This is a genomic window from Candidatus Kapaibacterium thiocyanatum (assembly GCA_001899175.1).
GTDB lineage: Bacteria > Bacteroidota > Ignavibacteria > Kapaibacteriales > Kapaibacteriaceae > Kapaibacterium > Kapaibacterium thiocyanatum.
The window spans coordinates 39354-51690 of sequence record MKVH01000025.1; the positions used below are offsets into that span (position 1 = coordinate 39354).

Below are 12337 nucleotides of genomic sequence, written 5' to 3' on the forward strand. Positions count from 1 at the left end.
CCGTCCGCGGTCATTCCCGATAGCATGCCGACGTTCCACGTGGAGAACGTCGCAACTCCCAGAAAAAATGCTATGTTATGACCTCATGTCGGTACGCCGCGCCATAGTGCTGGTGACCCTGTTCGCCCTTTCATCGTTGGCCGTCCTGGCACAGCGCTGGGAGCGCGTGGACGTGCCCAAACCCTTCGACAAGGGCTACTACCTCGACATCTATTTCCTTCCTTCCAATCCACAGTACGGATGGGCCGTGGATCAGCACTTCGGCTACGTGATCCGCACGACGGATGGCGGCAGGTCCTGGCGCGGAGACTCGGTCAAACAGCAGAACGCCGGATGCCATCTCGAGTGGGTCCAGTTCCTCGACGAGAACCTCGGATACTGCAGTGGCCCCTGCGGCATCTACAAGTCCGTGGACGGCGGGCATACATGGACGACGGATCTCCGTCCCGACAGCGTGAGCATATGGGGTGGCTGGTTCCGGAACACAACGGAAGGATGGGTGACGGGTGGTGGCACGTGTGGCCGCAATGTCTTCCTCAGGACCGTCGACGGTGGCATGAACTGGACGAAGTTCGTCGATTCGTCGGAGAAGAATTCCAAGATGGCCGATCCCCTGTGGCTTCCGGGCTTTCCCGCAGGAGTCGTCTACGCGGTCGGCAGCGGTCTCATCTGGATGTCCGACGATGACGGGGCCACCTGGGCGCCGCATGTGCGGACGGGGGCCACGTCGCCCTGGCATGAGGAACTCGCCATGAACGGTGCGAGCATCTTCGTTCCGGGCTCGGGGACGACGTGCGAAGGCGGGACGGGCGGTGGTGCCGGCGGTGGCGTACGCACGACGGACAATAACGGTACGACGTGGCGCGACTTCAATACCGGCCAGCAGATGTTCGGAGCATACCTCGTGACGCCTCGTATCGGCTGGGCATCGGGATACAATCGAAGCGTCTACTACACCGGCGATGCCGGCAACACGTGGGAACTGCGCAACTGCGGCATCGAACAGAACAACAATCTCGACGACATCTTCTTCATCGACGACAGTACGGGATGGGTCGTCGGCGACGGCGTCTACCGACTCGCTCCTCCGTTGCGGACGGTATCGGATTCGGCCCTGGTCTTCGCAGGGGTCTGTCCGGACTCCACGATGCGCGATACGATCCGTGTGCGCAACATCAACTTCTTCGCATCTCCGTGGTCGATGACCATCACAGGACCAGACGCCGATCTGTTCAGGATTGATACGCCCGTACTGCCGACGATATCGGGATGTGCCAACCTCCCCGTCATCATCGAATACAGCGCACGACGTCCGGGCCTGCATACGGCCGTGCTCACCATTACCTTCGGCAATCCTTCCGCCATACTCATCGTCACGCTGACGGGTGACAGGCGGGACTGGAGTGCATTCCCCGCCGATACCCTGGTCACCTACAACGCTCGTGCGGGTGCGCCGGTCGACCGGCAACTGCTGTGGAGATCGCGTCTGCCCTCGTACGAAACGATCGTCGGTATACAGCGCATCAGTGGCGACACCACCATTTCGCTCAACGCCAACATGCCCGCCCTCGTCGGTTCGGGTGTGACGGAGACGACGATTCGTGCCACTCTGCAGGATACGGGATGGCATCAGGCACGCTTCCTCGTGCGTCTCGCTCCATGCATGCGCGACACGTTCATCACCGTACGCGTCTATGGTCTCTCGCCGATCTTCTCGTCCGTCGCATCCGCACAGACCGACGCCGCCTGCAGGAGCTTCGATACCCTTCGCATTCCCGTGCGGAATACGGGCAACGATGTGCTGACCATATCCGGTGTACGATTCGAAGGACTCGGAACGCTTGCCTTCTCGGCATTGCAATGGTCGAGTGGTGCCGTGCGGCCCCCGGTGACCATCCGTACCGGGCAGGCCGATACACTCTACGTCCTCTACACTCCCGTCGGTACTCTCGACAACGCGAACCTCGTACTGGAACACGACGACTTCACCCGCGCACGCGGTATCATGACGCCGTGGAACATCGCACTGCGCGCCGCCTCACGGAAGGTCGTCATGTCGGTATCGCCGTCGACGATCGATCTGGGTACGCTGTGCATCGGCCAGGTAGGGGAACGGGAAGTGGCGTTCGAGAACAGCGGTGTCGCCACGGCCTCCGTTACGGTAGGAAAGCGGCCATCGGCGTTGACGGGATTCCCATCCCTGCAGTTCTTCGTGAACGCGAAGCAGAAGCGGGTCTTCAACCTGAGATATACGGCATCGGAACCGGGCGATCACGTCGACACATTACAGCTTCGGGTATCGCCCTGCGATACCGTTCTCGACGTCATCGTCAAGGTGCGGGTAGTGGCACTGCGCGTCGACATCCAGCCACGATCGCTCAACATTTCCGTGCCGTCCGGAACGACCTCCCGCCAGACGGCCGCCGTCAGGATCCTGCAGGCTCCGTCGGCCACCATCGACAGGATCACATTGAGACCTCCGCATCCCGATGCCTCGCTCGAATACGAGACATTGCCGAAGACGCTGTCTTCAGCGGATAGTCTGATCGTCACGGTCGTATGGACGGGCAACGGAGACGTCACGCACTCGGCCTTCCTCGTCGTGGAAGCCGAAGAAGGATGCCGCTCGTCCGACAGTATTCCCGTTACGCTGCAATCGTATTCGCAGGACGTCGATCTGTCGAAGCGCTCGCTGAACATGTCCGTCCGCTGTACCGCCGAAGCCGTCACGGACAGCGTCGTCATCACGAACAAGGGACAGCAACCCCTCACGATAGGTATACCCGTTCTCGCGCCGACGGATCAACGGCTGACGATCGTCACACCGACGCAATCCTTCGTGTTGCCGCCGGGCGGGTCGAGGGCGATCGTCGTCAGCTTTGTGCCGACCATGCCGGGTGTCGTCACCACCTCGCTGCAACTCGTGCTCCAGCCGGGGGACCGTTCCATCGCGATTCCGCTGACGGCGAGGTTCGACGATGCACGTCCGTCGACCGACCCGCAGATCGTAAACTTCGATACCGTCTTCGCCTGCGACCACGAGCGCCAGTTCAGCGTTGCCGTGAAGAATACCGGTACGCTGAACGACATGTTCGACGTCGTCCGCACGGACGGTATCGCAGGGATATCCGTCGCACCCGGTGCGGTGCAGATCGCGGCAGGTGGCGAAGCATCGCTGCTCGTCACGTGCACGCCGGCCCAGGTCCAGAACGGCAGGTGGACGGAGAAGGTGACCGTACGCTCACGTACGTGCGGCACGGAAGCGACGTTCGACATCCAGGTCGTGGCTTCTTCCGCGCGCCTCGACGTCACACCGCAACGTATCGATGCGGGAGTCGTCGACACGGGCGTTCCCGCGACACGCACGGTGAACATCGACAATACGGGTGACCGGCAACATCGCATCACGTCCATCCGCATCGATCCGCCGGCATCGCCGTGGTCGTGCGACATGGCTCTCGTGAACACCATCGTTGCTGCTGGCGACCGACGCACGATGGACGTACGGCTGCTGGCGTCCGCACCAGGATCCTATCCTGCCCGTCTCGTGATCACGGAGATCGCCGATTGCGAGATCGTTCATGTCGTCGAACTGCAAGGCGAGGTCGTCGTTCCTTCCGACACGGTACCGCCGACGCACCGCATCGTCCTGCACATGAACGATTATCAGACCGCACCGGTGAAAGGGCTGGAGATGCCGGTCTACTGGGACGTCGATACACGTGCTGCCGAGCTCGACTCCGTGCGGATACGTATCGAGTTCTCCTACCTTCATTACGTCATCGATACCATCCTGTCCGGATCGATGCGTCCGGGTGTCGTCAGCACGTCCTATTCACCGGGCAAGATCGATATCACCATGCGTCGCGACGGTGAACGCATCGGTGAGCCGGGCGTGCTCTGCATCCTGCGCGGTGAAGTGTTCGCGGCGTTGCCGGACAGTACGCCCTTCCTGTTCACGGATGTGCTGCCATACAGCACGATCGCGGCGCAGCGCAAGGAAGAGATCGTCGTATCGACCGATCCGGGTTCGCTGATCGTCGATGTCTGCGGACCGAGATTCCTGATCCGTCTCGGTACCGTGCCCGTCATGCGGTTCGAACCTCCGCACCCATCGACGGACATCATCCGCGTCCACGTCGATACGGACAAGGAAGACTTCCTTTCCTACGAGATCACCGATGCCACGGGCAACGTCGTCGTGCGGGAAACCCTGCGGACCGTTCCCGCCGGATCTTCCGATCTCGACATTCCCGTCAGTACGCTCAGCTCCGGTGTCTATGGTGTGCGTCTGTGGACGGGCAGGGGTGGTACGCTCAGCGGTCTTCGGGCCGTGGTGCACTGACCGGGCCGAGCAGTCCTGTCAGGGCCTCGTGCAGTGCTTCCCGAAGCGCGACCTTGGAATCCTTCGTCAACGTCACGCTCGCGGACTTCAACCTGTGTACCGTATCGTTCTCCTTGATACGGTTCAGCGAAAGCTCGATCACGGCTTCGTTGCCGGACTTCGTGATCGACCCCGTGATGATGTCCTTCACTTCGAACATGCGGAGGATCTTCAGCTCCGTTGCCGTCGCCGAATTGTAGTTCTCGACGAGGAACATTCCCGCAAGGGCGTACATCGAGTCGCGCGTCTCGATGTCGGTCACCGTATAGCGGTCGAGATCCTGCAATGCGTGGGCGACGGTCTGCACGGCGTCGTACGATACCGTCACCTTCTCCTTGAATAACGACCATTGCTCTCCACCGCCGAGGTCCTTGAACGTGATGCCGCCGACACTCACGAGTTCCGTCGGCACGACGCGGAAGGAACCTTCGGCATTCGCGAACAGTGTCGAATCGGCGATGCACAGGGCGAAGGCGCGCTGGAACGAGGCCAGGATGGCCGGGTCCGCCATGACCTTCTCGGTGACGTTGTCATGATGACGGAGGACGGCATAGCCGATGCCCGACGTCGTGATACCCTCCGGAAGCCCGTCCGTGAGAATGACTTCCGTACGGATCAGATTGGCGATACGTGCCACGTTCGTGAAGACGATGGCATTCGTCTTCAGGATATGCGATGCCTCGGCCAGGGTCACCTCGGACGTCCGCTTCAGCGACCGTAATACGGAGTCGCGTTCGAAGCTGGACACCAGACGATACTTTCCCGACACTTCGAGCCCGAGGGCTACGCCTGCCTCGACCTTTCCGATCGACAGCGCCTTGTCCGCCGTATCCAGCGTGATCGATCCCATCAGCAGGGGGATTTCCGGAAGTCCCTGATCGGCAACGGAGTTCGCCTTCCATTCCGGTTGCCCACCGAGGGGCGTTCCGGAATGCCCGGGCATTCGGCCATATAGTGCCGTGACGCACAGAAACAGGGCTGCAAGGACGTGTAATGTCTTGGTAATACGGACGTAACATCCACCTAACAGGCCGCCGATAGTTTTGCGATCGCAAGCAACAGGGGATAGTTGTTTGGTCATTCAGTTCATCGTAGAGGTTGTGTTGAAACACTTCGGTACATCGGTCGCCATACTTCTTGTGACGTTCATGACGCCGGTTCTCGTCTGGGCACAAACGGGAATCATCGCCGGCAAAGTTACGGATGGAGAATCAGGCGAACCATTGCGTGGTGCCACCGTACAGGTGGTAGAAAACAAAAAAGGTGCCTACACGGACACGAAGGGTACCTTCAGGATCAAGAACATTGCGCCCGGTTCCTATACCCTCAAGTTCTCCTATGTCGGCTACAGCATGAAGACCGTCGAGAAGGTCGCCGTGACCGCTGACAAGACGGCAACCATCAACGTCGTCCTTTCCGTCACCAAGTCGTCGGCCAAGGAAGTCGTCGTCGAGGCCACGCGCGTCAACGACAACGCCGCAGCCCTGCTCGCCACGCGGAAGAATGCCGCCCAGGTGAGCGACGGGATCGGACGGGAAGAAATCTCCAAGCTCGCGGACAGCGACGCCGGCCAATCGCTCAAGCGCGTTTCCGGTGTGACGCTCGTGGACAACAAGTTCGTCTACGTCCGCGGCGTGAGCGACCGTTACAGCAACACGACGTTGAACGGTGCTTCGCTGGCTTCTACGGAGCCCGACAAGAAGTCGTTCGCCTTCGACATGTTCCCGAGCGAGCTGCTGGAGAACGCCAACGTAGCCAAGTCCTTCACGCCCGACCTGCCCGGCAACTTCGCCGGTGGCCTGGTCCAGCTCAACACGATCGACTTCCCGAGCGGTACGAGCGTGAAGTTCAGCGCTTCGTCGGGCTACAACGACAACGTGACGCTCAAGACAGATCGCTTCCTGATGACGGAAGGAGGCAAGACGGACTGGCTCGGTATCGACGACGGCAGCCGGGCCCTGCCTGCAGGGTTCCCCGCATCGCGTCTCGAGATGAACGAGCTGCTCCGTGACGTGCGTGCCGGCAACCAGGAATCGATCGATCGCCTGAACGGCCTCGGCCGCTCCTTCCACAACAATCTCTGGTCAACGGGTTCCACTACCGCAGCTCCGAACGGCAGCTTCGGTGTGACGTACAGCGACCTCTTCAGCACCGGTGAAAGTGATCAGTTCGGCCTCGTCGCCTCCATGTCCTACGGCAACAGCTACGGCCTGAACAACATCGTCCGCGGCGGCCTGCTGGCCAATCCGCAGGACTATCTCTTCCGCTTCCAGGGCACGCAGGCGAGCCGCTCCGTAAGCTGGGGCGGTCTTGTGAATATGGCCTACCGTATCGGTACGTCGACGACGATCAGCTTCAAGAACGTCTACAACCGCTCGTCGGATTTCGAGAACGTCTATCTCTCCGGCGAGAACTACGCCCAGTCCATCGTGCAGCGACTGTTCAGCTTCCAGTTCGTGGACAAGACCCTCTATAGCGGTACGGTATCCGGCGAACACAACCTCCCCTTCAATAATGCACTGGTGGACTGGCGCGTCGGCTACTCGCAGTCCGAACGTGACGAGCCGGATTTCCGCCGTCTGCAGTTCATGCGCAACACGGCCGATTCGGGTCAACCGCTCTTCGCAGCGTTCGACCTCACACCCCAGGGTGCCGGATCGCGCGCGGGGCGCTTCTTCAGCAATCTCCAGGACAATGCCATCACGGGCGGTCTGAACTTCCAGCTTCCCGTTACCACTGACCTCAAGATCAAGGTCGGTGGTCTCGTCGAGAACCGCTCGCGCGTCTTCAAGGCACGCAGCATCACCATCGTACAGAGCTTCGACAACGACATGGCCGACAAGATGGTGATTCCGGACAACGACGTAGTGCCGGACCTCAGTCCCATCTTCGCCGATTCCAACTATTCGACCAATCGTCTCAGCTATTCCGAGGATTCCAAGCTCAGCGATACCTACGATGCACAGGAAAATCTCGTCGCCGGTTATGCGATGGTCGACTTCCCCGTGTCCATCGCCGGTGTCGATGTCCGCTTCATCACGGGTGCTCGCATCGAGAAGAGCATCCAGCGACTCAACAGCTTCTCGGTGACGGACAATCCCGTCCATGTCGATCAGGATCTGCTCGACGTCCTGCCTTCGCTCAACGTCGTCGTCAAGCCATCGGATCTCATCAACGTCCGCCTCTCGGCATCGCAGACGCTGGCACGTCCGTCGTTGCGTGAATTCGCACCGTTCCAGTTCTTCGACTTCCAGCAGCAGGCCACGATCGCGGGTAATCCCAACCTGCGCCGTACGCTCATCCAGAACTACGACGTCCGCTTCGAATACTTCACGGCACCGGGTCAGGTCCTTTCGGCCAGCCTCTTCTACAAGCGCTTCGACAATGCGATCGAGGAAACGCTCTTCCCGCAGCAGAGCGAGGTCGTGCGTTCCTTCGCCAACGCTTCGGGCGCCGCCCACAACTACGGTGTGGAACTCGAAATACGTCAGGGGCTCGGCTTCATCGCCAACCCTCTCAACAACTTCATGCTGTCGCTGAACGCAGCGCTCATCCGCTCCGAACTCACGGTATTCCAGGCCACGGTGCAGGACACGCGTCCGATGTGGGGACAGTCGCCGTACACGATCAACCTCGCGCTCTACTATGTGAATCCCGATTCGCGTACATCGGTCACGCTTGGATACAACACCTACGGCAAGCGGATCATCCAGGTGAATCAGGTGGGGACGTTCCAGGGCAATCCTCACGTCTACGAACTGCCGCGGGATCTCGTCGACTTCTCCATCATCCAGCCCGTCGGCGAAAGCTGGGAAATCAAGCTCGCCGTTCGTGACCTGCTCAACCAGCCACTGAAGTGGGAGCAGGAAGGTTCACTCGTCCAGTCCAACCTTCGTGGCCGCAGCGTTTCGCTCGGCTTCGGATACAAGATTCAATAACCTCTCTAACCTTGTCAACCATTCGGAGTCGATCATGCAACGACTGATTCTTGCTGCGGTCTTCGTCCTGTTGGGATGGTCCGCTGCATCGGCACAAAGCCCGACGCAGTGCACCCTCATCTCTCCCAACGGCGGCGAAACGTTCCGACCGGGCACTTCGCAGGACCTGCGCTGGGATACGACGGGTACGTCCCGCGCCCGCTGGCGCTTCCTGTTCGGTACATCACCCGCAGGACCGTGGACGCAGCTCGTACGCGCAGACAATGTTCTGGACAGCGGCGCAACCCGCGGTGCTTTCGCCGGCGGCCTTCGTGTTCCTGCCGTGGCTACCACGTCGGGCTACATTCGCATGGAGCTCATCAGCGACCCTAACGTCTTCGATATTTCCGACAATCCCTTCACGATCATCCAGCCGCAGACGATCGTTCCCGATTCCATCATCAAGGGTGAGATCACGGGCACGGTTCATCTGCATCGTAACAAGATCTACGGTCTTCAGGGATATGTCTACGTGAACGATGGCGGCAAGCTCGTCATCGATCCGGGCACGATCATCGTCGGCGACACGCCCGGCAACAACTCCGCACTCATCGTCAACCGCGGCGGCAAGCTCATCGCCGAAGGCACGAAGACGTCCCCGATCATCTTCACCAGCCGTGCCGCACCGGGTCAACGTGCACGTGGTGACTGGGGTGGTGTACTCATCTGCGGCAAGGCCCGCACGAACCATCCTGCAGGTCAGGCCGCTCTCGAAGGTGGCGTGGCCGATGCCAACCCTGGCAAGGGCTGGTTCGGTGGTACGGACGACGACGATTCCAGCGGTATCCTCAAGTATGTCCGCATCGAATTCGCCGGTATCGCAACGCAGCCGAACTCGGAGCTCAACGGCCTGACGCTCGGTGGCGTAGGACGCCGCACGGTGCTCGACTATATCCAGGTTTCCTTCGCCAACGACGATGCCTTCGAATGGTTCGGCGGCTCCGTCAACGCACGCCACCTCGTGGCCATCGGTACGCTGGACGACGACTTCGACGGCGACAACGGCTGGAGCGGCAAGGTCCAGTTCGCCGTCGCACAACGCTACCGTACGGTAGCCGACGTGTCGACGTCGCAGAGCTTCGAGATCGACAACGATGCGACGGGCTCGTTCAACAGCCCCAAGACGTCCGTCGTCTTCTCGAACGTCACGTCGATCGGTCCCATCCAGGACACGTCGTGGACGCCCGGTAACGGCGCGAACCAGTTCAGCTCGCGCTTCGGTGCCGCTGCACAGATCCGTCGTAACGCTCGCGCCAGCATCTTCAACTCGATCTTCCTCGGCTGGCCGCGCGGTATCGAAATCGCCCAGGTCCCGACGATGGTCGTCGCCTTCAACGATACGCTCAGCCTTCGTCAGAACTCGTGGTTCGGCATCAAGGGCACGTGGCTCAACCTCGCCGGTGGTACGCCCCCGGTAGGCATGGACGCCAACTGGATCGCCAAGGCCGGATTCAACAACACGATCGAGAAGGGCAATCCTCATGCGGCCTTCCTCGAGAATCCGTTCGCGACGGACGTCACCTTCTCGCCCAGGCCCCTTCCCGTCGCCACATTCCTCACGACGGCTTCCTTCACGAATACGGCCAACGGTGTGCCGATCGACGATCCGTTCTTCGAACGCGTCGCCTATCGCGGTGCATTCTCGCCCACGGAAGCACGCTGGGACGAAGGCTGGACGAACTACGATCCCGTCAACACGGAATACCGTGCACAACCGCTCGTACACATCCTCACGCCTGGTGCGGCTGCCGGCGAAACCTACGTCCAGGGTGCCAAGGTCGATATCACGTGGGACACGACCGGTGGTGCAGGCAATCACTTCAAGTTCGAATTCGGTACGACGCCCGCAGGTCCGTGGACGGCGATCGCCGGTGCCGAGAACGTCACGGATGCCGGTGCAACGCGCGGCAAGCTGACGCAAGGCTTCACGGTTCCGAACGTGCTCACGACGACGGGCTACATCAGGATGTCGCTGGTATCGGACAACACGATCTACGACGTCAGCAACGTACCCTTCACGATCATCTCGGGCGTCGTCGATCCCGTCGTGCGCCTCATCGAACCCGGCACGAGCAACAGGACCTTCCGCGTAGGTCAGTCCGTCGACGTCCGCTGGGACACGACGGGTACGTATCGCAAGCACTTCAAGTTCGAATTCGGCAAGTCGCAGGACGGTCCGTGGGCCGCTCTGCCCGGTCTCTCCAACGTTCTCGACAGCGCTGCACGCCGCGGTGCCTTCGCCGGCGGTATCGTCTTCCGTCCGGCCGACGTCACGACGACGGGGTACATCAGGATGACGATGGTCGAAGACCCGACGAAGTTCGACATCAACGATCAACCCTTCACGGTTACGGCTCCCGAGCCGGTGACGTGCGACTCGACGCTGACGGGTGAGATCACCACGCGTGTGAAGCTGCACAACACGAAGGTCTACTGTCTCGACGGCTACGTTTACGTGAACGACGGTGCCGTTCTCGAGATCGAACCGGGTACCATCATCCTCGGCGGTGTTCCGGGTACGAACTCGGCACTCATCGTCAACCGCGGTGGCAAGCTCGTCGCCGAGGGCACGGCCAACCTTCCCATCATCTTCACGAGCCGCGCCGTTCCCGGTCAGCGTTCGCGTGGTGACTGGGGCGGTGTTCTCCTCTGCGGCAAGGCTCGCACGAATCACCCCGCAGGTCAGGCCGCCCTCGAAGGTGGCGTGGCCGATGCCAACCCGGGCAAGGGCTGGTTCGGCGGTACGGAAGACGATGACTCCAGCGGCGTTCTCAAGTATGTCCGTATCGAATTCGCCGGTATCGCAACGCAGCCGAACTCGGAACTCAACGGTCTGACGCTCGGTGGCGTAGGACGCGGTACGGTGCTCGAATACATCCAGGTATCGCACGCCAACGACGATGCCTTCGAATGGTTCGGTGGTACGGTCAACGCACGGCACCTCATCGCTCTCGGTACGCTGGACGACGACTTCGACGGCGACAACGGCTGGAGCGGCAAGGTCCAGTTCGCCATCGCACAACGTTATCGTACGATCGCCGACGTTTCGACGTCGCAGACGTTCGAAATGGACAACGATGCGACCGCATCGACCAACCAACCGCTCACGTCGCCGATCTTCTCGAACGTCACGTCGATCGGTCCCATCCAGGATACGTCGTGGACGCCCGGTAACGGCGCGAACCAGTTCAGCTCGCGCTTCGGTGCCGCTGCACAGATCCGTCGTAACGCTCGCACGAACATCTTCAACTCGATCTTCCTCGGCTGGCCGCGCGGTATCGAAATCGCCCAGGTCAACACGATGACGGCCGCCCTGAACGACTCCGTCCAGGTACGCAACAACTCGTGGTATGGTGTCAAGGGCACGTGGCTCAACCTCGCCGGCGGCACGCCTCCGGCAGGCATCGACGCCAACTGGATCTCGAAGGCTGAATTCGGCAACGTCATCGACAAGTCGTCGCCCGACGTCGCCCAGCTCGAGAACGCCTTCGCCACCAGCGTCGAATTCAATCCTGCTCCCAGGTCCAGCTCTCCCGTCCTGACGGGTGCCGGCTTCACGGGTAATGCCGACAACGCCTACTTCGAACGCGTGAACTATCGCGGTGCTTTCGGCATGCAGCGTTGGGACGATCGCTGGGCCAACTACGATCCGGTGAACACGGAGTACAAGGCCCAGCCAGCGGTCAGTGTGGAAGAAGAGAATCCGCAAGCCGTGGCCATCACGGGTCGTGCATTCCCGAACCCCGCTTCCGATGCTTCGACGATCCGCTACGAACTCTCCCGCGCCGACGTCGTCACGATCCGCGTGGTCGACGCTCTCGGTATGCTCGCCTCGACGTTCATCGCCAACGAGCAGCAGGGTGCAGGTACGTACGAGTTCCGCCTCGTCACGTCCGATCTCGCGAACGGTGTGTACTACGTCACGATCAATGGCCAGCGCGGCACGATCACCATTCCGGTGAACGTCGTCCGCTAA

At 60.9% G+C, this 12337-nt stretch carries 4 protein-coding genes; 3 read left to right on the forward strand and 1 reads right to left on the reverse strand.

Translation table 11 applies throughout. From position 1 onward, the window contains the following. Positions 1–85: 85 nt before the first annotated feature. Positions 86–4345: a hypothetical protein gene (locus tag BGO89_12795; GenBank protein OJX56214.1), complete on the forward strand. Its 4260-nt coding sequence runs from the start codon at positions 86–88 to the stop codon at positions 4343–4345. Here BGO89_12795 and BGO89_12800 read toward each other — a convergent pair. Beyond that, on the reverse strand, positions 4317–5327 hold the full coding sequence (locus BGO89_12800; GenBank protein ID OJX56215.1) for a hypothetical protein: 1011 nt from the start codon (positions 5325–5327) through the stop codon (positions 4317–4319). The two genes, BGO89_12795 and BGO89_12800, sit on opposite strands and share 29 nt — an antisense overlap. Before the next feature lie 160 nt (positions 5328–5487). On the opposite strand from BGO89_12800, the gene BGO89_12805 reads away from it, so the two are divergent. Beyond that, entirely contained in the window at positions 5488–8322 is a 2835-nt protein-coding gene (locus BGO89_12805; GenBank protein ID OJX56216.1) for a hypothetical protein, read from the forward strand. 34 nt (positions 8323–8356) lie between these two features. Beyond that, positions 8357–12337 (forward strand): hypothetical protein, encoded by a 3981-nt coding sequence (locus tag BGO89_12810; GenBank protein ID OJX56217.1) that lies wholly within the window; start codon positions 8357–8359, stop codon positions 12335–12337.

Excerpts from the sequence above, each read along its gene's own strand:
- BGO89_12810 (OJX56217.1), top strand. The coding sequence starts at position 8,357 with ATGCAACGACTGATTCTTGCTGCGGTCTTCGTCCTGTTGGGATGGTCC.
- BGO89_12795 (OJX56214.1), top strand. The coding sequence starts at position 86 with ATGTCGGTACGCCGCGCCATAGTGCTGGTGACCCTGTTCGCCCTTTCA.
- BGO89_12800 (OJX56215.1), bottom strand. The coding sequence starts at position 5,327 with ATGCCCGGGCATTCCGGAACGCCCCTCGGTGGGCAACCGGAATGGAAG.